Origin of the sequence: Flavobacterium sp. (genome assembly GCF_004211145.1) — a bacterium.
Taxonomy (GTDB): domain Bacteria; phylum Bacteroidota; class Bacteroidia; order Flavobacteriales; family Flavobacteriaceae; genus Flavobacterium.
In genome coordinates this window covers 1-24,218 of record NZ_SEBS01000022.1, presented here as the reverse complement: position 1 = coordinate 24,218, position 24,218 = coordinate 1, and the positions used below count along the sequence as shown (strand labels likewise).

Annotated in this window: 24 protein-coding genes; 2 read left to right on the top strand and 22 right to left on the bottom strand. The window is 47.9% G+C overall.

The features are described 5' to 3' along the window. Nucleotides 1–5: 5 nt before the first annotated feature. From EOO50_RS11245 to EOO50_RS11215, 7 genes are all read right to left on the bottom strand, one after another. Nucleotides 6–818 (bottom strand): glycosyltransferase, encoded by an 813-nt coding sequence (locus tag EOO50_RS11245; RefSeq protein WP_290840144.1) that lies wholly within the window; start codon nt 816–818, stop codon nt 6–8. Between the two features lie 83 nt (nt 819–901). After that, nucleotides 902–1,798, bottom strand: a complete 897-nt coding sequence (locus EOO50_RS11240; RefSeq protein WP_290840142.1) for a glycosyltransferase — start codon at nt 1,796–1,798, stop codon at nt 902–904. Nucleotides 1,799–1,853: 55 nt separating this feature from the next. Next, complete coding sequence (locus tag EOO50_RS11235) at nt 1,854–2,684, bottom strand: glycosyltransferase family A protein (protein ID WP_290840140.1); 831 nt, start codon at nt 2,682–2,684, stop codon at nt 1,854–1,856. After that, nucleotides 2,684–3,496, bottom strand: a complete 813-nt coding sequence (locus EOO50_RS11230) for an FkbM family methyltransferase (protein ID WP_290840138.1) — start codon at nt 3,494–3,496, stop codon at nt 2,684–2,686. Before EOO50_RS11230 ends, EOO50_RS11235 begins: the two co-directional genes overlap by 1 nt. Before the next feature lies 1 nt (nt 3,497). Next, nucleotides 3,498–4,025: an acyltransferase gene (locus tag EOO50_RS11225; RefSeq protein WP_290840136.1), complete on the bottom strand. Its 528-nt coding sequence runs from the start codon at nt 4,023–4,025 to the stop codon at nt 3,498–3,500. Continuing rightward, a complete protein-coding gene (locus EOO50_RS11220) occupies nt 4,010–5,233 on the bottom strand; it encodes an ABC transporter ATP-binding protein (protein WP_290840134.1) in 1,224 nt (407 codons plus the stop codon). Before EOO50_RS11220 ends, EOO50_RS11225 begins: the two co-directional genes overlap by 16 nt. After that, nucleotides 5,233–6,102: an ABC transporter permease gene (locus tag EOO50_RS11215; RefSeq protein ID WP_290840132.1), complete on the bottom strand. Its 870-nt coding sequence runs from the start codon at nt 6,100–6,102 to the stop codon at nt 5,233–5,235. Before EOO50_RS11215 ends, EOO50_RS11220 begins: the two co-directional genes overlap by 1 nt. Nucleotides 6,103–6,254: 152 nt before the next feature. On the opposite strand from EOO50_RS11215, the gene EOO50_RS11210 reads away from it, so the two are divergent. Further along, a complete protein-coding gene (locus tag EOO50_RS11210; RefSeq protein WP_290840130.1) occupies nt 6,255–6,992 on the top strand; it encodes a CpsB/CapC family capsule biosynthesis tyrosine phosphatase in 738 nt (245 codons plus the stop codon). Here EOO50_RS11210 and EOO50_RS11205 read toward each other — a convergent pair. The 11 genes from EOO50_RS11205 to EOO50_RS11155 form a co-directional block, all read right to left on the bottom strand. Beyond that, entirely contained in the window at nt 6,989–9,385 is a 2,397-nt protein-coding gene (locus EOO50_RS11205; RefSeq protein ID WP_290840128.1) for a tyrosine-protein kinase, read from the bottom strand. The genes EOO50_RS11210 and EOO50_RS11205 overlap by 4 nt on opposite strands. 1 nt (nt 9,386) lies before the next feature. Continuing rightward, the gene (locus EOO50_RS11200) at nt 9,387–10,040 is read right to left on the bottom strand and encodes a polysaccharide biosynthesis/export family protein (RefSeq protein WP_290840126.1); all 654 of its coding nucleotides are present in this window, start codon (nt 10,038–10,040) and stop codon (nt 9,387–9,389) included. A 148-nt stretch (nt 10,041–10,188) separates the two neighbouring features. Further along, nucleotides 10,189–12,159, bottom strand: coding sequence for a nucleoside-diphosphate sugar epimerase/dehydratase (locus tag EOO50_RS11195; RefSeq protein WP_290840124.1), 1,971 nt, complete (start codon nt 12,157–12,159; stop codon nt 10,189–10,191). Nucleotides 12,160–12,229: 70 nt separating this feature from the next. Next, on the bottom strand, nt 12,230–13,369 hold the full coding sequence (locus EOO50_RS11190; protein WP_290840122.1) for an aminotransferase class I/II-fold pyridoxal phosphate-dependent enzyme: 1,140 nt from the start codon (nt 13,367–13,369) through the stop codon (nt 12,230–12,232). Continuing rightward, nucleotides 13,366–14,001, bottom strand: coding sequence for an HAD family hydrolase (locus tag EOO50_RS11185; protein WP_290840121.1), 636 nt, complete (start codon nt 13,999–14,001; stop codon nt 13,366–13,368). The genes EOO50_RS11190 and EOO50_RS11185 overlap by 4 nt, the downstream gene beginning before the upstream one ends. Beyond that, complete coding sequence (locus EOO50_RS11180) at nt 14,001–14,972, bottom strand: ATP-grasp domain-containing protein (protein WP_290840119.1); 972 nt, start codon at nt 14,970–14,972, stop codon at nt 14,001–14,003. Before EOO50_RS11180 ends, EOO50_RS11185 begins: the two co-directional genes overlap by 1 nt. A gap of 3 nt (nt 14,973–14,975) precedes the next feature. Further along, nucleotides 14,976–16,088: an acyltransferase gene (locus tag EOO50_RS11175; protein ID WP_290840117.1), complete on the bottom strand. Its 1,113-nt coding sequence runs from the start codon at nt 16,086–16,088 to the stop codon at nt 14,976–14,978. Further along, nucleotides 16,085–17,098, bottom strand: a complete 1,014-nt coding sequence (locus EOO50_RS11170) for a glycosyltransferase (protein WP_290840115.1) — start codon at nt 17,096–17,098, stop codon at nt 16,085–16,087. The genes EOO50_RS11175 and EOO50_RS11170 overlap by 4 nt, the downstream gene beginning before the upstream one ends. After that, on the bottom strand, nt 17,098–17,673 hold the full coding sequence (locus tag EOO50_RS11165; protein ID WP_290840113.1) for a sugar transferase: 576 nt from the start codon (nt 17,671–17,673) through the stop codon (nt 17,098–17,100). The genes EOO50_RS11170 and EOO50_RS11165 overlap by 1 nt, the downstream gene beginning before the upstream one ends. Nucleotides 17,674–17,682: 9 nt before the next feature. Beyond that, nucleotides 17,683–18,297, bottom strand: coding sequence for a sugar transferase (locus EOO50_RS11160; RefSeq protein ID WP_290840111.1), 615 nt, complete (start codon nt 18,295–18,297; stop codon nt 17,683–17,685). A gap of 19 nt (nt 18,298–18,316) precedes the next feature. Further along, nucleotides 18,317–19,474 (bottom strand): glycosyltransferase family 4 protein, encoded by a 1,158-nt coding sequence (locus EOO50_RS11155; RefSeq protein WP_290840109.1) that lies wholly within the window; start codon nt 19,472–19,474, stop codon nt 18,317–18,319. Nucleotides 19,475–19,609: 135 nt separating this feature from the next. On the opposite strand from EOO50_RS11155, the gene EOO50_RS11150 reads away from it, so the two are divergent. Beyond that, complete coding sequence (locus EOO50_RS11150) at nt 19,610–20,755, top strand: acyltransferase (protein WP_290840107.1); 1,146 nt, start codon at nt 19,610–19,612, stop codon at nt 20,753–20,755. Here EOO50_RS11150 and EOO50_RS11145 read toward each other — a convergent pair. The 4 genes from EOO50_RS11145 to EOO50_RS11130 are packed head-to-tail and all read right to left on the bottom strand — an operon-like array spanning nt 20,752 to nt 23,726. Continuing rightward, complete coding sequence (locus EOO50_RS11145; RefSeq protein ID WP_290840105.1) at nt 20,752–21,696, bottom strand: polysaccharide deacetylase family protein; 945 nt, start codon at nt 21,694–21,696, stop codon at nt 20,752–20,754. The genes EOO50_RS11150 and EOO50_RS11145 overlap by 4 nt on opposite strands. 5 nt (nt 21,697–21,701) lie before the next feature. Beyond that, nucleotides 21,702–22,445 carry an SDR family oxidoreductase gene (locus tag EOO50_RS11140; RefSeq protein WP_290840103.1) on the bottom strand — a complete coding sequence of 248 codons (744 nt, stop codon included), beginning with the start codon at nt 22,443–22,445 and terminating at the stop codon, nt 21,702–21,704. Further along, nucleotides 22,445–23,494, bottom strand: a complete 1,050-nt coding sequence (locus EOO50_RS11135) for a ketoacyl-ACP synthase III (RefSeq protein WP_290840101.1) — start codon at nt 23,492–23,494, stop codon at nt 22,445–22,447. Before EOO50_RS11135 ends, EOO50_RS11140 begins: the two co-directional genes overlap by 1 nt. 1 nt (nt 23,495) lies before the next feature. After that, the gene (locus EOO50_RS11130) at nt 23,496–23,726 is read right to left on the bottom strand and encodes an acyl carrier protein (RefSeq protein ID WP_290840100.1); all 231 of its coding nucleotides are present in this window, start codon (nt 23,724–23,726) and stop codon (nt 23,496–23,498) included. Between the last annotated feature and the right edge of the window lie 492 nt (nt 23,727–24,218).

The window sequence follows — 24,218 nt, the reverse complement described above, 5'->3', positions numbered from 1 at the left end:
CGCGATTAAAGTGACATCAGGAAACGGTTCAGAAATCCGAGTTTGTATTTGATCAACAGGTCGGCGACTCTGTTCTTTCGGTACAACTTCGTGGTCGAACCCCATTTGTTGTGGAATTTCAAACTGTCGCGATGACCTTTGGGATCGACGATGGCATCAGGCTGTGCTACGATTTTCGACAATTCCCGTTCCGCTTCCTTGCGTTTGCGTTCGTACCATTCGCCTTTGCCGTCCCGCTCGTTCTCAAGATGCGTGACTTTCGACCGGTAGGCGACGGCGTGCGGAATGTTATGTTTTTTGAGCGTCATCGCGTAATCGTTGTCGGCGTAATTGAAATCGAACGTCTCGTCGAGCATCCCGATCTTTGAAAACACCTCACGCTTCGCAACCAAACACCAGCCGTTGACATGCGTGCGGACTTTGTATCCGACTTCGAAATCCGTGTCATAGGTTTTATAGCGGTCGGCGGCGGGTGAAAATGACTTTATGTCGGGACGCTTTTGCGCGACTTTCAGAATTTCGGCAAACCAGTCCTTATCGAAAATCAAATCGTTGTTGAGCAACGCGACGTACTCGCCTTTTGATTTTTTTATCCCGACGTTGAGGAATTTGTGGAAATTGAAATCGTCATCGGGCATCGTGAAAATCACCGATTCGGGATATCGGAAATTCGTTTCGCCTATTTTCTTGTTCGACTCGACGACGATGATCTCAGCGCCCGGTTCAGAGGCGAGCAACGTGTCGATGCATTCCAATGTCATGTTGAAATTCGCGTCGGAATCAGTCTTGGCGAGGATTACGGCTGAGAGTTTTATCATTTGAAAGATCGAAAAATGCCAAATCTGCGGTAATTCATCATTGTGTTATATTATTTGGACGGAAACTTCGAGAATCGGGCCGATCACGGTTTCCAGGAAATCCGAGCCGAACGCAATCTTTTATACATTTCGAATTCGTCAGGGCCGAACGCGTGCCTGCCTTTCCTGATGTTATCGGCGTTCTTCAACAGATCCCAAAATGCCAGAACCATCGCCGTCAGCACTGACAAATCGCCTTTGGACAACTTGTCCCGAAGCTGCAAATATATCGAATATGCAAATTTGACAGGGATTTTAGACAACGGTAAATGCAAGAAGTATAAATACCAACCTGCGGCAATCGCGCGCCTGAGTCGCAACGCCTTGTCAGAAGCTGTTTTGCGCTTCTCGATATCGACGCGATGCTGTATGAGAACTTCAGGTAAATAGTCGACCGAAAAATGCTTCATGAACAGTTCTTCAGACGCGAAATCCTCTTCGCCGTAAAACAAGAACCATTCGGGATAATCGGGGATCGCTTTCCATGCCGACATGCGCCAGACGTGTCCGCAGCCTACGAAACTCTTGACTTGCTCTATGGGCTGGTTGTGTGATACATCATCGGGTAATGTCAATCCCCAAAAAATACGCAACGCGATCACGCCGCATCGGTCATTTTTCTTGAAGTGTTCGCGAATTGTCCGAATCGCATCGGGCGTAGCGAAGTTGGCATCGTCATCGAGTGAAATCGCGTACGTCGCTTCGGTCTCGTTTAGCATTTTGTTGCGACAATACAAATAACCTTTTGAAAGGGGATTTCGCGAAAGTTGCACCTCGGGAAATTTTGAACGGACGCTTTCGAAAGTGCCGTCAGAAGAACCGTCGTCGATCACAACGCAGGTCACGGATGAACTAAGATGCGGACGCAAGGTAGCCAACGTTTCCAAAAGGTCGTCTCGGCGATTTTTCGTACAGATCAATATGGCGAATTCGGGATTCATCGGATAAATTAAAGCGTGATGTCGCCGTTACTGCGAGAAGACGTCGACCATAAATTTATATTTTCTTCCTGAACCATTTCGCAAATCGGAATAAAGGGTTTGACATTACTTTCTTTTGAAATTCAAGAAGCTTGAGGTTTTCGCGATATAACATCATTGGATTGCCGTGGTGCGCCAAATACGTATCAACGTGTTTCTTGTAGATACGATCAAGATGATCCTGATGATTTCGTCGGTCGTCACTGAAACTATTGACAAGCGAACCGGACGGATGTTTGCGATAGTTGTACATAAACTCATCGATCCGATGCACTTTGCTGTTGTCGTCAAGCATCGAAAGCCAAAAATCCCAATCCTCAAGTATGAACAGATTGTCGTCGTAACCTTTCACGCGATCGAAGTCGGTTCTGCGGTAAAAAGAGCAACAGATGATACAATTCCTGAGCAACAACGCGTCGTATGAATATTTTGGCAAGACCAATTCGCCAGTGATATGACCGAATTGCATCACGCGCGCATGCACGACTTTAATCTCTGGATCGGCATCGAGTATGGCGACTGCTTTTTCGAAATAACCGGATTCGATATAATCGTCGTCGTCAAGCGGAAAAATATAAGGAGCTGACGATTTCGCGACACCCAGATTGCGAGCCGATGACGGGCCTTGGTTTTCCTTCTCGAAATACGAAAAACGGCTGTCTTTTTCGACCCATTTCTGGGCGACTTGCTTCGTATCGTCGGAACCACTGTTTATGATGATGCATTCCCAATCGGCAAGTGTCTGATCGAGCACCGATTGCAACGTCCGGTCAAGAAAGTGCGCCCGATTGAAACACGGGATGATCACCGAGATTCGTGGCGTATTTACCAACTTGACTTTTTCCATCAGCACAGGTTTTTATTTATGCCGATGGTATATTCGGATGAATCAATGAGCAGAAATCCGCGATCACGCAGGTTTTTATAGATAATTTCCCTGATTTCGAACTCGTCATGGATTTCCACCGAAATGATCCTTACCCTGTCCAGATACGACAAATCCGCATCGGGAGCAAACAGGAAGCGCTCGGCACCTTCGATGTCGATCTTGAGCAACGTAAGCGTTTCGAGCTGGTTTTCGGCCATGATGCGCGAGACCGAAATTCCTTCGATTTCACCATTCGAATCCGGCTCGGTCACAATCGACCAATCCTTTCCGTCCCTGAAACCGCGATCGAGCGTGAACGAAGACGAATCGGACGCACTCAATGCTTTTTCATAGACTTTTATGCTCGCGGAATTTGCGAGCGATTGGACATTCATTCGGAACGCCGCGGCATTTTCAGATGACGGTTCGACGGCGAAAATTCGTGCTTTGGGAATATGTGTGCTAAAATAAAAAGTTGCGTAGCCCACGTTCGCACCCGCATCGATTATGGTCACGTCAGCATCGAGATAGCCGTTATGCTTCATGAAACCCATTAGGATCCCATATTCCTCGCGTTTGAATATCTGGTCAAAAACCAACCAGTCGCTGAACCGTTCATCGCGGATAGTCAGCGTACCTGATTTGATGTTCACATCGTAGTATCCGTCCTTTTTTTGGAACGAAAGGATTTCAGGGTTACGCGACATTCGGTACTCGAACATTTCGGCTTGAGAGATTTTCTTGGGAAAGAAGACGCGATAAGCAGCTCGTAGCTTTTGGGAAATATTCATGTTATTTTCTCATTCGTATTAGTTTGGCCGGGACGCCGCCCATGATGGCGTATTCCGGAACATCTTTATTCACTACCGCTCCGGCCGCGATTATCGCACCTTTACCTATCGTAACACCATCGAGTATGCGACAGCCTGCGCCTATCCAGACATCGTCTGAAATCGAGATGCCTTTCTTCGTTTCTCCCTGATGGTTGATCGGGATCGAAATGTCGTCAAAATTATGGTTCGATGGTATGATGACACAATGTGAAGCGATCAGGACATTGTTGCCGATCGTAAGCCCACCATGTCCGTACAATACCGTATATGGGTTGATCGAGCAATTCTCGCCTATGGTGATTTTTCCTCCATACGCCATGAGTAAGCTCCCGTGAAGCAGTTCGGTTTTTTTACCGACTTCGATAATTCCACCGATATTGGCTTCCTGGACAGCGCCCGGAAATACTTTCACGGTTGGATGTAGAAATACCCTGGTCGGCTTGGCACGAAACAGGTTGCGCAACCGTAAAATCAGTTTTCGTACCATTTGCAGTCGACTTTTATGTCCCCGATATTCGCTCCATAAATCTGGAAATCATTGACCAGATCCACAATTCCAAATGCGCAGATATCGTTGTGATATTCGAACACCGTGTTTCCTTTAAACGTTGCCACGTCTAAACTGTACGAACCTTTAAGCAATAATTTGGAAGGTATCTCGCAAACTATCGAGTCCACGGGTTTGTCCAAAAAGTGCATCGTGGTAAAAATTTTATTCTTGTCGGAATTGAGCAATGCGATACCAACGTAACAGTCTGAAGCGGGTTGCTTGAAGACTACCTCGATCGCAACCGTTTCTTCATGCTGATGGAATGCCTGATCCCCTAAAATCCTGATTGTCGCGACACTATTTTTCTCGTTAGAGTTAGTGTTGGCGAAAAAACCTGAAATTTCGCTGTCGTCCTGCGCCAAATATCGGCTCACGCATTCGTTCACATCACCATTGAAAGCAACCGTTCCATTTTTTAGCAAAATTCCGTTCGAGCACAGATTTTTCACGGCCGCCATATTGTGGCTCACGAATAAAACCGTCCTGCCCTGTCCTTTGCTGATGTCGCCCATCTTGCCGAGGCATTTTTTCTGGAATTCGGCGTCGCCTACGGCCAACACTTCGTCCACGATAAGTATTTCGCTCTCGAGATGCGCGGCCACGGCAAATGCGAGTCGCACGTACATGCCGCTACTGTAGCGTTTTACGGGCGTATCGATGTAACGCTCGACACCTGAAAATTCAACGATTTCGTCGAGCTTGCGCGTGATTTCTTTTTTGCGCATGCCCAGGATTGCCCCGTTCAGGTACAAATTTTCGCGACCCGTGAGGTCCGGATGGAAACCGGTTCCGACTTCGAGCAGACTCGCGATGCGGCCTTTTACTTTTATTTCACCCAAAGTGGGCGCCGTAACCCGTGAAAGCAACTTTAACAGCGTGCTTTTCCCGGCTCCGTTCTTGCCGACGATCCCAACGGCATCACCTTGATTGACCTCAAAATTGATATCCCGCAACGACCATACGATGTCGCTGTCGCCTTTCCTGCTCCGATCGTTGGTTTCGCCTATCTTGAGGAACGGATCTTCTTTTCGGCGGACTTTCATCGCCCAAAAGCGTTCCATGTCACGCGTGATCGTTCCCGTCCCAAATTGTCCGATCTGGTACGCTTTCCCAAGGTTGTCGACTTTTATAACTTTCTCTGCCATTATATTGTGTCTACGAAGTTGCGCTCGGTCTTGTTGAAGACGATGACACCTGTAATTAATACGATTATTGTGATCAATACCGAATATCCGATGCTCCAGAGCGTGAATTCACCTTGCCCTAAAAGTGCGTAACGGAATGCCTCGATTATGCCTGTCATGGGGTTGAGTTCGATAATCCACGCGCTATCGCTGAATTTTGCCTTTGCCTGACTCAGCGGATATACCACGGTCGTCCCGTACATGAGCAACTGCACACCGAATTGTACGAGAAACGTCAGGTCGCGATATTTCGTCGTCATGGCGGTGATGATTAATCCGATGCCGAGTCCCAACAATGCCATCAATAAAATCAGCAACGGAAATATGAAAATGGCTTCCGTAACATGGAAACTTCCCGGTTTCGAATAAGCGAAGTAAGCCATCATGCAACCCAACAATACCAATTGCACGCAAAAGCGGATCAGGTTGCTCACGATGATGCTCAATGGCATGATCAGCCTCGGGAAATAAACCTTTCCAAAAATGTTCGAATTGTCGCGGAATACCGTACTGGTCTTGAGCAAACACTCTGAAAAGTAATTCCAGGCCGTGATTCCACATAGATAGAATAACGGTTTCGGCAGACCTTCGGTTCCAATTCCAGCAAGATTTCCAAAAACGAAAGTGAAAACAATAGTGGTGAAAATCGGCTGTATGAAAAACCACAATGGGCCGAGTACGGTTTGTTTGTAAAAACGAATGAAATCGCGCGTGACAAACATCCAAAGCAGGTCGCGATACCGCCATACGTCGGAAAGCTTGAGGTCGAGAAGTGAAGAATGTCCCTTGATTACAAGATCCCAATTTTCTTCCTTCGAATTAATATCCATACGGTTTACGGTGTTTTTGAACAAGTCGCAAAGATAATAATTTGACACACATTACGCATTGAATATCATCGAAGTTATCGGCTTTGTAACTGTAGTTCACGCAAATTGGAAAAGAACATGAAAATCACGTACTTTTGGCCAAAATTCCAGACTTGTTTTCGTTTTTTAAACATACGCCCGCACTCACCGACCTGATTCCGAACGACTATGTCGACATACACTCGCATTTGCTCTTCGCGATAGACGACGGCGCAAAGACACCTGAGGACAGCATTTCTCTCGTGACGAGCCTGGCCGATATGGGCTTCACTCAATTTATCACGACACCTCACGTCATGCATACGGTTTGGGATAATTCGCAGGAAAAAATTACGGCGAGACTGTCGGAAACCGCAGCGATATTATCGCAAAACAACATCGGAATCCCGCTTCGCGCGGCCGCGGAATACATGATGGACAGTTTTTTCGTACAACGTCTCAAGACTGAAAAACTTTTGACGCTAAAAGACAATCACGTTTTGGTCGAGATGTCGTACGTGAATCCGCCCATACATCTCTATGAAATTCTTTTCGACCTGCAGGTCGCGGGCTACACGCCAGTATTGGCGCATCCCGAGCGATATTCGTTCTATCACCGAAATTTTGGGGAATACGCGAAGCTTAAACACGCGGGCTGTTTGTTTCAGATTAACCTACTGTCGATCGTGGGTTATTATGGCGAAGGCGTGCAAAAAACCGCCGAACGACTGCTTCGCGAAGGCTTAATAGATTTCACGGGATCCGACGTGCATCACAGCAAACACATCGACGCATTCTCGAGAAAACTGAATCTCAAAGACGTCAAGCCACTCGCCGACGCGTTACAAAACAACTCTTTTTTCAGGTATTAGGATTTCCCGAAGAAGCGTTTCCACCACGGTGCCTTTTGCTTTTCCTCATCCTGGCCGTAGCCATAGCCGTATCCGTAGCCATAACCGTATCCGTAGCCATAACCGTATGCCTTGCCCCACAACGTGTCGTTGAGCAAAATGGACATGTTCGGCAATTTACCTTCGGCATACATCGACTGTGGAACTTTAAGCAATCGCTTGTCAAGATAATTCGCACGGACGACGTAGATAAACGCGTCGGCGTATTTGGCGATGAGCAATGTGTCGGTAACCAGACTCACCGGAGCGGTATCGACGATGATGTATTCGTATTTTTGCTTGAGTTCTTCAAAAAGTTCGGAAATCTTGCTGTTCATGAGCATATCGACCGGATTTGGCGGCACGACTCCTGACGGCAAAACGTCGAAACGATCGTATCCTTCGAGTCGGACAATGTAATCGTCCAGGTTCTCGTTCGGCCGCGAGAGGTAATTCGTGAGACCTTTCGACGGCAACTTCACGTATTTGTCGATTTTCGGGTTTCGGATATCGAGACCTACGAGCAAGACTTTTTTACCTGAAAGTGCAATCGTACTGGCCAGGTTGATCGCCACGAACGTTTTCCCTTCTTTTGGAAGCGTCGATGTGACGATCACGACTTTCCCTCGATCTTCAGGAACATTCGTAAGCATGAATTCCAGGTTGGTACGCACGATCCTGATCGCTTCGGCCGAACTCGAACGGCTGCTCGAATTGATGATTTCTTCTTGAGTCTCGGATTTCGGAACATCGCCGAGGAATGGCGCCGGGATCCGACTTTCGACATCCTGACGCACCTTGACTTTCGTGTCCAAAAGATAGCGCAGGTACAAAATGAGGAACGGAATGAACAATCCAAGTACGATCGCGATGAAATAAATGTTGCGGCTTTGGGGCGAAACGGGCGCACCCATCGCCATGGCCGGATCGATGACTTTTGCATTCGGCGCGGTAACGGCAAGCGAGATCGCGATCTCTTCGCGCTTCTGCAACAGATACAAATACAATTCCTGCTTGATCCTTTGCTGGCGGTCGATAACCCTAAATTCGCGTTCTTGGCCAGGAATCCGTGAAATCTTGCCCGAGACCATGTTCACTTGTTTCTCCAGGTCGGATTTACGGATCTTAAGCGAGGCGTTCAAACGTTGCAGGCTTTCAATGATGTTCGCGCGCATGTCGGCGATCTTCGTGTTGGCGATGATAAGCATGGAGTTCTTCTCGGTCGCGCCTTTAAGCTGACGGTCGCGATCGAGCACCAATTGATTGTGTTCCGATATCAACGAAGCCGATGTAAGGTCGTTCGGGATGATGTTGCTCGGGATGAGTTCGGCCTTGTTCGTATCCATGAACGAGATCATTTCGGCCACGATTCGGATCTGGGTTTCGGTTTCGATCAACGCTTTCTCGAAATCCACCGAATTCTGGAGGTAAACGCCCGCGTCTGAACTGATATCGGTAAGTCCCTGGCTTTGCTTGAAACTTGCCGCGTCTTTTTCGACATCGCCGAGTTCGAGTGAGATTATCTGGAGACGTTCGGCTATGAATTTCTCGGTATTCCTTGAGATGAAGTTCTTGTCGTCGATCGCGTCCTTGTTGTAGGTATCGATGATCACGTTGAGCAGATCCTCGGCTTTCTCGGCCACGGCATCGTTCAGCGTAAGTTCGACGACGCTTGAATTCTTGCTTAATGGCGCAATAGCCAATCTCGCCTTGTAACTCTGCACGACGTTCGCCAATTTGCCGATGCGGACTTTAATTGAAAAACCGTCGCTTTTCGTTTCGCTCTTAACCAAAGTTGGAGATACGATCATTTTTACATACCCGAGATCGACTACATTTCCGTATGAATACGTACCCAATTGTTTTCCCGAAACCGAAACGATTTCATATTTTCCATTGGAAACAGCGTTCACGACGAAGGTTTTCCCGGCCGTGTAAAAGGCGTCCTTAGGTTCGAAAAACGAAATCTCGATGGGTTTGTCCTTGTAGACTTCGAGTGTTTTTACGCGTCCTTCAGTAAAATATTGTACGTGAAGATTGAGTTTTTTGACCGAACGCTCGATGATCGTGCGCGATTTGATGATCTCGACCTCGTTGTCGACGTTGTTCTTTATTCCCGTCATCAGACCGAGATCGGCGAATGCGGTTTGTTCAGTCGCCATTCCTCCTTTTCGTTCATCGCGCACCAGGATAGTCGCACTGGCTTTGTATTCCGGGATCGCGTAACGCAGGTACAACACGGCGCCCGTGAAACAAATGAAAACGCCGAACACGAACCATTTCCAATGGATCAGATACTTGTCGATCTCTTCGCGGATGTTGAACGTATCTTCGGGTTTGCCCTGCTTAGGCGTAAAAGAAGGATGATCCTGCATTTTATCTGAAAATTATAACCATGATGGCCGTAAGCAATGAAAGACCTGATATGATGACCGTCAAGTTCGGCCCGACCACCGACGAATTCATGCGCGTCTGATTGGGTTCTACGACGATCACGTCATTTTGCGTGAGGTAGTAATATGGCGATGTGGTAAAGTCGGATTTGGTAAGGTCGATGCGCGCGTAGGTTTTCTTTCCGTCGGTTTCGCGGATCACGAGAATATTGTCGCGCTTGCCGTAAATCGTGAGATCGCCCGCGGCACTCAACGCTTCCAGGATCGTGATGCGCTCGCTTTCGATCGGGACGGTTCCGGGTTTGTTCACTTCGCCCAAAACCGAAATCTTGTAGTTCAATATGCGCAGGTTGACCGACGGATCCTTTATGTATTCCGACATGGCCGTAACGATCTTATTACTGGCTTCAGTGCGCGTCAATCCGCCGAGTTTCAGTTTCCCGAGTACTGGAAAATCGATATTCCCGAAGTTGTCGATCAAATACGTCTTGATTCCGTTTTGATTGTTTCCGACCTCGTAATTCCCTTGGATAGCCGGAAGGTTGAACGGGATCGTCGCATCGGGCGTTTCTGAGGAAATGATGATGCTGAGCATGTCGTCGGGCTTAAGCGTCGGCTCGTAATTGAGTAATTGCATTTCTCGGTTGCGATTGGCGTCCTGAAGATACAGGATGTCTTTTTTGGAAGCACACGAAACCGCGGCCAGGCAAGCTATTACAACACAAAAGAAATTTGAAAAACGCATATTAGGGTGGTTAGGCATGCAAATATAAACGAGAAGCCGCTTACAGTGAAATATTTTCGCGGAAATCAAGGGTTTCGAACACCGAATTCATACTCTTGAATTCAGGAACGATTTTTTTCATGCGATACACGATTTCTTCGTTCGGCACTTTCCCGGAGTTCTGGAACAAGTCGTCCACGGCTTCGCGAATGGTCTCGAAATCGCCGCTTACGTCTTCGGCGATCATGATTTTGTTGTTGTGCGTCGGAAGCGTTTTTGACGTATCGTTAAGCAATTCCTCGTACAATTTTTCACCCGGGCGCAAACCGATGATCTTGATTTCGATTTCCTTATCGGGCGTAAAACCGGCGAGTCGGATCATTTTCTTGGCGAGATCAAGGATCTTTACGGGCTGGCCCATGTCGAAAATATAGATTTCGCCTCCGTTGCCCATCGCTCCCGCCTCAAGCACAAGTTGGCAGGCTTCAGGAATCGTCATGAAATAGCGGATGATTTCAGGATGCGTGATCGTGATCGGCCCGCCTTCTTCGATTTGGCGCGTGAACAACGGCACTATCGATCCGTTCGAGCCTAATACGTTCCCGAATCTCGTGGTGATGAACTTCGTAGTAACTTTGTTTTTTTGTTGGGACATGAAATGCATCGCCTGCACGTATTTCTCGGCGATGCGTTTGCTCGCGCCCATTACGCTGCTTGGGTTTACGGCTTTGTCGGTCGAAACCATCACGAAACGCTCCACGTGATATTTGAGCGAAAGGTCGGCGAGGTTTTTCGTACCCGCAACGTTCGTGTTGACGGCCTGATCCGGATGTTCTTCCATGAGCGGCACGTGTTTGTAGGCCGCGGCGTGATATACGACATCAGGTTTATACGTCGCGAAAACTTGCTCAAGTGCCTGTTTGTTCCTGATATCGGCGAGAACACTGCAGATTTGCGTGCCATCAGTCTGGGAATCGGCGATTTCAAGCGTCAGATTGTGCAAAGGCGTTTCGGCCTGATCGAGCGTTATGAGTTTCGAAGGCCCGAAATTCAAGACCTGACGGGTAATTTCACTTCCGATGGAACCCGCGGCTCCCGTAATCAGGATGGTCTTTCCGCGCAATTGGTTCGAAATCGACTTGGTATCGAGCACGATCGGTTTGCGCTCCAAAAGGTCTTCGATCGCGAACGACTTCAATTGTTTGGAGATTTGTTGCTGATCTTCCCAATCGGAAATGAGCGGAACCGTATATACTTTGAAATTGAATTCGAGACATTCCTCGACGATCGCGATCGTTTCTTCTTTGGTCATTCCTTTTTCAGCGATGATGAGCGCGTCGGCTTTCATCGCACGCAGGATCACGTGAAGACTGCGTTTTTGGTTGAGTATGGGAAGGTTGAGTATGCTTTTTGACGTTTTTGTCTGGTTGAATTTATCTATGAAACCCAATAATTTAAAACGTCCGGGAACTTCGGTACTCAAAGCGTTCGCGACTGAAATCGCATTTGCATCGGCGCCATAGATCACCGCTCCGACGCGTTTTTTCTGATCTTCGACGTTCATGTATTTCTCGAACATGTATTTGACCATTATCCTGAAAAGGAACAGCAAAAGGAACGAGATCACATAGCTGATGAACAGGGCCGTACTCAGATAAAGACGCACTCCCGAATAGAATTCCCAAGAATAATTAATGGTGAGCAACGCTACGAAGGACGAACTCGTCGACACCAACAGTTTCACTCCGTCCAAAAAAGTCGAATGCCTGATAATTCCCGAATACGTTCGGTAAAAAAGGAAAAACATCGCATTTATCGCGATGATCAAACCATATCGGATCGGCTGGTTTATCGTTTGATAGTTCGGATGCAATTCCGTGAGGCTCGAAACGATCGTAAACGTGATGACGTTGGCCAAAACCACGATGCACACGTCGATCAGGAAAATGATCCAACGCGGCAAATAATTCAAATTGCGGAAACGCTTACCTGAAATTCCTCCTATTATTTCCGATAATATCGAATAGCTCATACTTCATTCTCAGTATCAAATTGACATTGTTTTAACATCAACTTATTTAAATTTCCTCAAAAATACTCTATTATTTAAAAAAAACATCCAAAACATTTAAAATTCTGTCAATATCTTGTTGCCCAAGGTTCGATCCTGACGGCAGGCACAGGCCATTTTCGAATAAAGTTTGAGAAACATCGCCTCCATAATAAGCACAACCAGAAAAAACGGGTTGCAGATGCATCGGTTTCCACAACGGCCGGCTCTCGATGTTTTGGGCTTCGAACGCCAATCTCAAACCTTCACGCGTCTTTCCGCCCGATTGTTCTTCGTTTATCGTAATCGCACTCAGCCAATGATTCGAAAAATAATCAGCCGACGGTTCGCCGAGTACATTAACACCATCGAAGTTAGAAAAATAATCGACGTAAAACGCATTCATTTTTCTTCGCAAACCAATATGTTTTTCAAGCACCTCCATTTGTCCGCGCCCTATTCCCGCACAAATATTGCTCAGTCGATAATTGTAGCCAATTTCGCTATGTTCGTAATGCGGAAACGGATCGCGCGCCTGAGTAGCCAGAAAAACCGCTTTCTCTTTGACGCTTTTTTCGTTGCTCACCAAAGCGCCGCCTCCCGATGTCGTGATTATTTTATTCCCATTGAAAGACAAAATTCCGATGTCTCCGAACGTGCCGCACTTTTGGCCTTTGTACGTGCTGCCCAAAGCCTCAGCGCTGTCTTCGAGGATCGGTACGCCATACTTGCGCGCAACCGAACGAAGTTCCTCGACCTTGAACGGCATTCCATATAGATGTACGGCAATAATCGCTTTTGGGGTTTTCCCTTTTGCCGATAAATCGCGTAACGCTGTCTCAAGTGCGTCGGGACACATATTCCAGGTGTCTTTTTCACTGTCGACGAAAACCGGGATCGCGCCTTGATAAGCGATCGGATTCGCCGAAGCTGAAAACGTGAAACTCTGGCAAACAACATGATCGCCGGCTTTCACACCGAGTAAGATCAGGCCCAAATGCAAAGCTGCGGTTCCTGAACTCAGTGCCGCAACGTGGACATTTTCTCCTAAAAACGCTTCGATATCGGTTTCGAATCCCGTGACGTTCGGTCCTAAAGGCGCGACCCAATTCGTGTCGAACGCCTCATTGACGTAATTTTGTTCGGTTCCGCCCATGTGTGGCGAGGAAAGCCAAATTTTTGTAGTACTCATTCTAGGGTTAGCTGTTCAAGACTTTTGATCCTGGTGGTTGGCAAATATATCAAATCGCGGTTGAAATCCTGCATGTGGATGTTGTGCCCGGAGTCTTCGACACAGACGGTTTTCCATCCGAGTCTATTGGGCGTGACGAAATCTTTCGCCGTATTGTCGCCCACGTAAATGTAATCCCGGGTTCCGAACCGTTCGAATGCGCGATAATTGTTCTCGTGCGGTTTTTCTGATCCGAATTCTTCCGAAATCACGATGAGATCGAACAACTCCTCTATCTGCAACGCGCGCAGTTTGTTGCGTTGGGTGACCGAATAGCCGTCGGTGATCAAACCCAGGAAATGCCCGTTTGATTTTAATTCCGAAAGCATTTCGCGCACATGGACCAAATGTGAAAAGTCGGGAATATGGTTGCGATAGATGTTCCTCAAATCATCGATGCCATCAAGATCGAACCGCTGTTTCAGCAACGCAAAAACATTTTGTTTCGACCGTTGCCATTCGAGCATTTCATGAAAAAGTAGTTCGTTTCCTGCATCGAGTTCGCTTGCGATCGCCTTGAACGCCGACTTCAGGTAGTCCATTTCAAGTGCGAGCGTGTCGTCGAGGTCGAAAACTATGGTTTTAGGTTGCATCAGCTGAAATTATGTACCAAAACTTCGTCATCATAACGCAGCATCATGAGATTTTCTTCCCAATTTTCGAAAAAAGGAACCGGTTCATCTTTTAGATATTCGTTGATGATCCATTTCGGGAAATTCCCACCCGCGAGATAACTCAACGGATAACCGCCACCAAATCTCGGATTGATTTCTATCCCGTACAGTCGCTCATCGTGGTTGTTCACGAAAACCTGGAGCGTGATGCAGCCGCGAAAGCCGTTCACGTAACCCAGTTTTTTTGACAAATCGTAAATGAATTTCGTCTTCCTCGTCACGGCCTTGTTCACTTCTCCGTCGCGCACTTCGATGCGTTGGCGCGGAATGAAACACTTGAGATTCCCGAGTCGGTCGTAATACAGATCGATCGTGAATTCGGTGTGGTCGCTGTGGTCGAGATATTCGAGGAACATGAGTTTATCGTTCGAAAAATGATAATCGGTAAGTTCTTCGTGTTTCCTGATTATGTAATTATCGACGCTGCGGCTTCCGTCGTATGGCTTGATATACAAAGGGATTTCGTGCTTTCCTTTTTCGTATTCACGCGCGACGCCAATTTCGTGAGACGCAAAAAAGGCATGCGTCTTTCGTTTGTCGCGGAAAATTGAAACGAGTTCGGGACTCGAGACCACGACCGCGATATTGTTCATCGCAAATAATTCTATGCTTTCTGACAAAACAAGCAATTCGGTATCGATCGTCGGGATGATCACGCGGATGTCGTTCTCGATTGCGAGCTGCAACAATTGCGCGATGTAGTCAGGTTCGGTTACACGGGGAACCCGAAACGCTCCGTCGGAAATCCTGCACGCCGCCGAATATGCCGGATTGGCGTCAGATGTAAATACTTTCGCAAGAGGAAACGACTTGAGCAATTCGTCCTGGAAAAACCTCACGAGGGAAACGCGCCTTCCGGCTGAAGTGATCAATATGTTGTGGTTGTCCATAGTCTATCGGTTCGAGCTGGGATTAGTTGTGGTTGTGTGCGTCTTTTGGTAAATCTTGGCGCGTTCGAGCAAGGTCGTGAAAAATCGGGCGGCGACAGGTTCCAGATACTTTGCAATCACGTAAGCTACGGCAAGCAGGAAAATCGTCGGCAGCACAGGCATTAAAATCGCCGGGAAATCAGGGAAGATGCGGCTGAACTTCACCGTAAGCGCGATCAACGCATTCTCGTGTATCAAATAAAACGGATAACTCACGAAACCTACGAAAAGCAACGCCCTGAACCTGAAAATCGTTTGCATTTTCTCAGAATACACCGTCAATATGAACACCGACGCGATCAAAAACGCCCAACCGAAAACATACCACGAATCCCAATTGTTTAGCATTACCGAAAAACAGCTGACCAACGCCAACACCGCGGCGGCCAAAATATCGTTTATTTTTTTTTCGATGGCATACAAATACGCGAAACTTCCCGACGCGAACCAGCCGAAATGCTCGAATCCCATTTGACGCAACGCCGTTTCAGCGATTCCCGAAACGCCGGAACCCGATACCCGATCCAAAACATAGACGGCAAACCAAAGCAGATAAATCGCAAAAATGCCCCAGATCGCTTTTCTCATTCCTGCATAAAAATACAGCAAACCAAAAACGATGTAAAACTTCACTTCGACGAACAGCGACCAAAACGAACCTTCAAGAAATCCGATGTCGGAATGCGTCGCGACGCTGAGCCATTTGGGCGGCAGGAACAACAAGCCCGGCAATATGTCCTGGATATTCGGTTTGCCCAAAGGTCGTTCGGGCAATAAAAATGCGGTCGCGAAAATAAGTACCGTCGCAATGCACATCGCCGGGAACAAACGCAGCCATCGCTTGACGAGAAATTGCCAAAGCGATTCGCATTTGTTCAGGCTCATCAGAATCACAAAGCCCGAAATCAGGAAAAAGAGTTGCACGCCGAGCCAGCCTTTGTGGAAGATCTGGACGTGCTCGAAGCGATTTCCATAAGGCACGAATTCCGTCCAGCGCGAGTACGCATGGAAAAGGACTACGAGCAAGATGGCCAGTCCACGGAATCCGTCGAGGTATTTGATCCTGATCGGGTTCATTTGATGATCTTAAAAATCGAATTTCCTGCGAGCATCAGTCGCAGCAAAAATTTGTTATTGAATATGATGGAAAGCAGTCGCTCCTGTTTCGACGTATAATCGACCCCGAAAAAATCGCGCATCGGCCAAACGCCGTCTTTCTCCATCTTCGCGATGACTTTCGAGAATTCCCCAAACGGCGCATTGCCGCGAACCATTCGTAAGAAGAAAAAAAACAAATAGGCTTCGCGTATGGTGCGCAATCGCCTCAACGCTGCCGGATTCGCGCCTTTTTCGCGCGCCATTCCGACCAATTTCCCGAATCGCTCGATGATGAAAAACGAATCGTTGGTCATGCGCTCGCTGTTCTTCCGGGCCGTCGTGGTCATGATCGAAACCATGTTCAGGAAATAGCGATAGATGTCGAGTTTCACGTATGCCACGCGTTTTGCACTGATAAGCAGTTCCGACGTGTGCATGCCGTCCTCGAGTATGCGCCCTTTCTCGAACACCAAACCCGTATCGTCGAGCAATTTTTTCCTGACGATGTACCACCACGCATTCGCGAGATAGTTGTGTTTAGCGATGAATTCCAGACCCGTGTAGACTTCGAGCGATTTGTCATAAGGCGAAAAATCGACCGTTGCCCTATAATTCGATTCGGGCGTGTTCGTGGCCGAAAAACCCAAAAAGTCCAAATCGTGTTTTTTTACGAGCGACATCAAGCAGCCGTATACGTTTCGCTCCACATAATCGTCAGAATCCACAAAGTTGATATACTCGCCTTTCGCTTCCCGGACGCCCGTATTTCGCGCCTCGCTCAAGCCTTGGTTGTGCTGGGAAACGATTTTTATTTGCGGATATTTTGCTTTGTATTGTTCGGCTATGGCGAGACTTCCGTCGGGCGAACCGTCGTTGACCACGATAATCTCGAATTCATCGGGCAACAAATCCTGATCGACGAGACTGTCAAGGCAACGCGCCAGGTATTTTTCGACATTATAAACGGGAACGATGATACTTAAAAGCATTATTGGCGGTTTTTGGCAGGGATAAATTTAGCGAATGTGCGCAGCAACGTGGCGATATCTCCAAAAAAACTGCGGTTTTCCACGTAATATAGATTCATTTTGACTTTGTCGGGAAATAGGATTTCGTCGTTGTAGCGCAGCGGATCGGGTTGTTCGGACAGCAGTTCGTCCTCGTTCGAATATTTGATCGCCGCGTCGCTCGTTAGTCCGGGCTTTAGTTTCAACACGTTGCGGTCGTCGCCTTCGAGCTTGTCGTAATATCCCGGAACATCGGGGCGCGGTCCGACGAGACTCATTTGACCGATCAGGACATGAAGGAATTGGGGAAGTTCGTCAACCTTGTATTTTCGCATCCATTTGCCGTAGGGCGTGATGATTTTCGGGTCGGTGTCGGTCATCGAACGCAATTTGAGGATCGTGAACGGTTTGGCGAATTGCCCGATTCTCGTCTGCCTAAAAATACCCGACGATTTCGTATCGATGGCCGCAATCGCCCAGAACAAAACGATCAGCCAGCCAAAAAGCAGCAGCACCGACAGCGAAACGACAAAATCAAGAATCCGTTTTAAGAGCATTTTTATGGTTTAGGGCGTTTCTTGTTTGCTTCCGCGAAAAACTTCCATCGCCGAATCGTTCGCGGCGTTGATTCCTTCGGCCACGACGACTTTTTTTAGCGTGAGCAGTATGATTCGGCAATCCAAGAGGAAACTTTCATGGTCGACATACCAGACATCGTATTCGAATTTCTGTTCCCAACTAATCGCGTTCCGTCCGTTGACCTGCGCCCAGCCTGTAATTCCGGGCAAGACTTCGTGACGACGCTTCTGGAAAGGACTGTAGAGTTCCAGATATTGCGCGAGCAACGGACGCGGCCCGACAAGCGACATATCGCCCTTTATTACGTTGAACAGGCTCGGCAATTCATCGAGGCTTGAACTTCTCAGGAACTTTCCGAATGCCGTCAGACGCAGATTATCGGGCAATAAGACGCCGTTTTCGTCGCGCTCGTTGGTCATCGTTCGGAACTTGTAGATGCGGAAAACGCGTCCGTCCAAACCGCAACGATCCTGAGAAAAAAGTACCGGACGACCGATTTTTACCGCGACGAGCAATGCTACGATCGCATAAACGATCAACCAGACCGGCGCCGATATGAGCACTAAAAAAAGTTGGAGCGGACGTTTTAGGACTGCGTACATTTTATTCCTATTGTTATTTCTATTTTTTATTTTCGAGCGAGCGGTATTTTGCGAGCAAGGCGTTCCACAATTCGGTTTGGGAGAATCTCTCCACGATGCTCGGCCTTGCGTTTTGGCGCATCAGTGCAAACAATTCTTTGTCGTCGTATATTTCGAGCATCGCTCCGAGCAATTCCGATTGGTTTTTGGGAGCGACGATCAACCCATTTTTGCGTGGAATGACGATTTCGTTGCTGCCGTTTATATCGGTAACTATGCTTGGCAAACCCATCGCGCCCGCCTGGAGCACCGAATTCGGGAAACCTTCGCGGTAACTCGGCAACACGAGCGCGTCCGAGATCGCATAGAAATTCCTGGTTTCGGTTTGCCAACCCGTCGTAATTATATTTTTTTCCGACTCGATCGCCCGTATCGTTCCGGCGGGAAGCGGATCGAGCTCCGGTTCGTAATCGCCGACGAGCAGCAACTTCACGTTCGCATGCAACGCAGTCATCTCCAGAAAGGCGCCGACCAACTCGGTTATGCCTTTGTCTTTCACGAGTCGGCCCACGAAGATGAATACGAAATCGTCGGGCGCGATCGAGAGTGAAGCCCGCAATTGGTTTTTCTCGCTTTCGTCGATCTTGTCGGGATTAAAAAAATCCGTGTCGATGCCGTTCACGTTTCCGTTTCCGATTATCGTCAACGGTTTTTTAGTAATGTCGAAATGTTGCAGGTCGCGTTTTACGCCTTCGCCTTCGGGAAAAATATCGGTAGCGAAGCGGCACAAAAGGCGATCCATCAGAATCAGCAACTTCTGCATCGCTCCCGTCTTACTTGGAAAAACTAGACCCGTGAACGTATGCGCCCTGACCGGAATCCGGGCGAGCCAACCCGCGGTCATCGTGAGCAGACCGGCTTTGGGCGTCATCGAATGTACCAAAAACGGACGCTCTTTTTTGAACAGGCGATACAGTTTCCAAAGTGAAACCAAATCATGGAACGGCTTGATGTTACGGTACATCTGCAACGGAATCACGGTTACCTGTTCCCGCTGTTCGACGGCCCGCAGGTTTTCGCCTTCTCCTGAAACCGCGATTACATCGTAATATCGGTCGAGAAACGCCAACTGCCCGCGCAGCAAATTATCGAGCGTGATGGGAACCGTGCTTGTGCGTATGATTTTTTTCTTGTGCATCTTGAGAGCACAAACTTACTTTTTTTTGTGTTAATTCGGCGATACTGTTAGATTAACATTGGTGTTAACTGTCGGCCGGGCTTGCGCGAAAGCTCGTAAAACATTTCTATATTTGCCGCAAATCGCCCAGGCTTGATGAAATTATCTTTCAAACGCATTACTTCCTCGGGGAGTTTTATCCCTGAAATCGACGGATTGCGCTTTATCGCGGTCGTGAGCGTGGTTTTGTATCACTACTGGTGTTTTTTCAATATCAAGGATGCGAGCCATTACAAAGACAGCATCGACTATTCCTTTTTGGAAAAAATCCTGTCGCACGGAAACTTCGGCGTGCCGTTGTTTTTTGCGATCAGCGGTTTGATACTCGGAATGCCGTTCGCGAAATACCACATAGAAAACGGTAAAAAGGTAAGTCTCAAACAATATTTCCTGAGACGATTGACGCGACTCGAGCCGCCGTATATCATCGTGATGACATTGCTCGCCATCGGCGCGGTCTATGTTGCCAAGACGCTGACTTTTGACGAAGCGTTGCCGCGATATTTGAGCTCTCTCGTGTACATCAACAATTTCATCTATCCCGGATTGCAGGCCAACGGCGTCGCTTGGAGCCTTGAAATCGAAGTGCAGTTTTACATCCTCGCTCCTATTCTCGCCCTGGTTTTCGCGATTGGAAATGCGAACGTTCGACGTATTTTGCTATCGATCGCGATTGTGCTCATGATCGGATTCAATTACGTGAGCGATCTTCCGTTTATTTCGCTGCTCAACTATTTACAATATTTCCTGCTGGGTTTTCTACTCGCCGATCTATATGTCTCCAAACAAACGTTATTGCCCAAAACCGGCTATGATTCCGTGATCGCGTTGCTGTGTTTTTGTGTGATCTGGTTGTTCGAACGCGGCGACTTCGCGTTTGCGTACCAGAATTATCTATGGGAAGTCCTGCAAATCGCTTGCGTGTTCCTTTTATATTACTACATCTTGTTCCACAAGGTTTTCAGCGTGATGCGCATGAGTTTGGTCACGAACATCGGCGGCATGTGCTATTCGATTTACCTGTTGCATTATTATGTGATGAGCGCTTTCGGGAATCCGTTGATGCGGTTTCAGTTTTCAGGTTATTCGTTCGTCAACATCACGATTTACACGTTGATCATGCTGGTTCCGATAGCAGTCAGTTCGGCACTTTTCTTCCTTTTGGTCGAAAGGCCGTGCATGGACAAGAATTGGTACAAGAAGATTTTCGGTAAAAAGGAAACTACGGCCGTCGCGAACTAAGGTTTGAGCATCTCGATCATCGACGCCGATTCAAAACCGTATTTCTTGTTCAGTTCCGAATAGTAGTTGAGGATTTTTTCGAGATAGGCCATGTTCTCGTTTGTAAAATATCCGAAGTTGTGCGGATGCCACCACAAATGATACGCGCGTTTGTGCTTGGCGGCATATTTCATTTCGCTTTTTATTCGGTTCCACTTTAACGGTTGCAGCAATTTTTCATTTGCGTTTATCGGACGCAAGAACCGATTCGCGGGCAACAGCAAAACGCCGTCGACCACTTCACTTTCAAACGCGGGCGGATTTCCGATCGGCAATAGCGTATCGAGCAGACGCGCCAATCGCATGTGCAAAGCATTTCCTTTCCAGAACCATTGTTTCGGGTTCGAACGCGCCGTCCGGAAACCTTTCTCAGCGAGAATCGACAAGTAATCGGCATTGATTTGATTGCGTGGAAACACCAGCGATCGCATTTCAACGCCAAAATTTTGTTTCGCTATTTCCTGGGCCGATTTCAAATCGGCTTCGAATTGCGCGGCCGTCTGCCCGGATTCGTTGCAGTAGTAATGCGAAAACGTATGGCTTCCCAGTTCCTGGTTGGGTGTGTCGATAATTTTTTGGATGAACGAAGGCGCGAAATGATACGGATCGCTTTTTTCATCGGCGCCGACCGTATCGAAGATCGAATAATTCGAAAGCACTTGATTTTCGTAATTCGGACGTTCGATTCGGCTGAAGTCCAACAATTGTTCTTTATCATGCGCGAACAAAAAACCGACACTCGCCCAAGTGGCGTGGATGCCGTATTTTTCAAACAGCGACAAGACTTTCGGGATGCTTTCACGCGTGGCGTCGAAATATTCCTTTTTGCCGTCGAGCGCACAAATGTCGGCGATGCCCCAATGCAGCTCAAAATCCAGCGATATGATGAATTTGCCGTTCATTAAAGTTATTGTATCGAATAACCGCCGTCGATGACAAGATTCTGTCCCGTGATCCAGCGCGATTCGTCCGACAATAAAAATTTGACCGCAAACGCCACGTCGTCGCAGGTTCCGAGTCCGAGCGGATGGTTGTCGCGTATGCGTTGGTTGGCTTCTTCGGGCAATCGGCTTTCTTTGAGAATCGCCATCTCGGAATCCGAAATATGTCCAGGCGAAACCGCATTCACGCGCACGCCTTTCTGGGCGAGTTCGAGCGCCATCGATCTGACCATCGCGACGATTGCGCCTTTCGATGCCGAATATGAAGTCAACCCTTTGTTCCCGACGATTCCCATGACCGACGAAATAAGGACGATGCTTTGGCTTTCGGCCTTGTATTTTTTCTTGGTAAAGATCCCTGAAAGTTGGATCGCCGCGAAAACGTTGATGTCGAAAATCGATTGCAGATCCTGGGTGCGCAATTGTTGCAACGCGATGGTCTGGTCGATTCCCGCCGAATGTACGAACCCTGAAATCGGGCCGAATTCATTCAAAATCCTATCGGCGATATCCGTATACTTTTCAAAATCCGACAAATCTTCTCTGATTGCCAACGTCTTTCCTTTGCACGACTGACGCACTTTTTCAAGCTTGTCCGCGTCGCGCCCGATGAGTACGCAGTTCGCCCCGAGGCTGCTCAAATGAATGGCTACGGCTTTCCCGATTCCCGACGAAGCGCCGGTGACTACAATGGTTTTGTCGGTGAACATTATATGGAAACGGTTTCTAAAATGTCGATTCTGGTATTCTCAAGAACGGCGTTTGCCCAATTGAGCCCGACGCCATAACCGCACAACGCGATCGATTGGTTCCCGCTCAATTTTTCGCGATGACTCGCCATCAGCAATGGAATCGAAACGCTGCTCGTGTTCCCGTATTTCTCGATGTTGACGAGCATTTTATCCATCGGAATTCCCAATTGCGTCGCGATTTGCGCAAGGATGAAGCGGTTCGATTGGTGCAACAGGAAATATTCGATTTCGCCCGTGGTTTTCCCGACTTTTTCAAGCAACGATTTGAGGCTTGGCGTGATCTCGCGCAACGTAAAATCGAAGACTCGCGCGCCGTCCATCGAAAGATTCAGGCGATTCTTGACGTTGAGTTTTTCGTCTTCGACAGGTTCAAAACTCTTGTCGGTCGTAGGGTTTCGGTAACCGCCGTCGGGGATGATGATCGCGTCGGCGTTCGCTCCGTCGGTAAAGAAATTGAAGTTTGAAATTGCGTTTTGGTTGCCCGTATTCCCGATCAGGACCGCCGCGGCTCCGTCACCGAAAAGCATCGTCGTGGCGCGGTCTTTTTTAGACAACATGCGCGACATGGTTTCGGCCGTGATCAACAGCACTTTTCCTTTTACGGTCTGGGCGAGCGCGAACGCAGTTGCCAAACCTTGCACGAATCCGGCGCAACCGGCGTTGATGTCGAGGCACAGCATGCCGCGTTTCAAACCGAGGCGATCCTGCAGGATATTCGACGTGAACGGGATTTTATAATCGGGAGATTGGCTCAGGAAGATCAGGCAATCGATGTCGTTTTTCGCCGATGGATATTTCGCGAAAAGCGCTTCGGCGGCCGCAAACGACAGATCGGAAGCGGTAACGCCATCTTCGACCCATCGCCTTTCGAGAATCCCGACCGTTTTCTCGAACAATCGCAATTCCTTGGCCGACAGCAATTCCCCGAACGAGTCGTTACCCACGGTTTTCTTTGGAACGCAGGTCGCGATCGCCGTGATTTCGACTCCTTTGAAATCCTGGAACATATCAGTTAAATTTATCGGCGCCGATGCGGTCGATGAGTGACGAAACCGTTGTGATTTCCTTCAGATCGTCGGCAGTGAGCGTTATGTCGAGGTTGTTCGAAACGTATCCGATCAGGACCATCGCGGCCATCGAATCCCATTCGTCGAGGTCTTTGAGGTTCGTCGACTCGGTGAGCTGGGCGTCGAATTCGAGTTCTTCGTGCAATCCTGAAATAAATTCCGCTGTTGTCATTTTTAAGCTTTTTGTTCGTGGTATCGTGATTTTTGCCGCGGTGCAGCGCCGTAAAAGTAACGAATTGGTTCAGCTATTCAAAGCGATTCGATGACCGATTGCCGCAAGAAATTGCAGTGAACGATCGTGAGGAATCACCGCCGCCCGCGACATCGTCTTTAAATGTCTTTGGAAACGACGCTTGCAGGCGTACGAGTATGCTCAAATTTTAATTGCGGAATTTTAAGAATTGATGCGTTTTTCATGTACTTACCTGTGCTTGAAAATCGTTATTTTTGAAAGACCTAACAGATTTTGAAAATCTGTTAGGTCTGTCGGGAAAACGCTCAAATTTGACCGCGAATCAAGTTACGGTTACATCAAATATTCGCCGTCCGAATCGGCCAAAGTCACGAAAATGAAATCGCGTGCTTCGATCGCGTCTTTGAATTGCTTGTAGATTTTGTCGTTCGAAACCACGGGACGATCTCGGCCGACAACCTTGAATTTCAT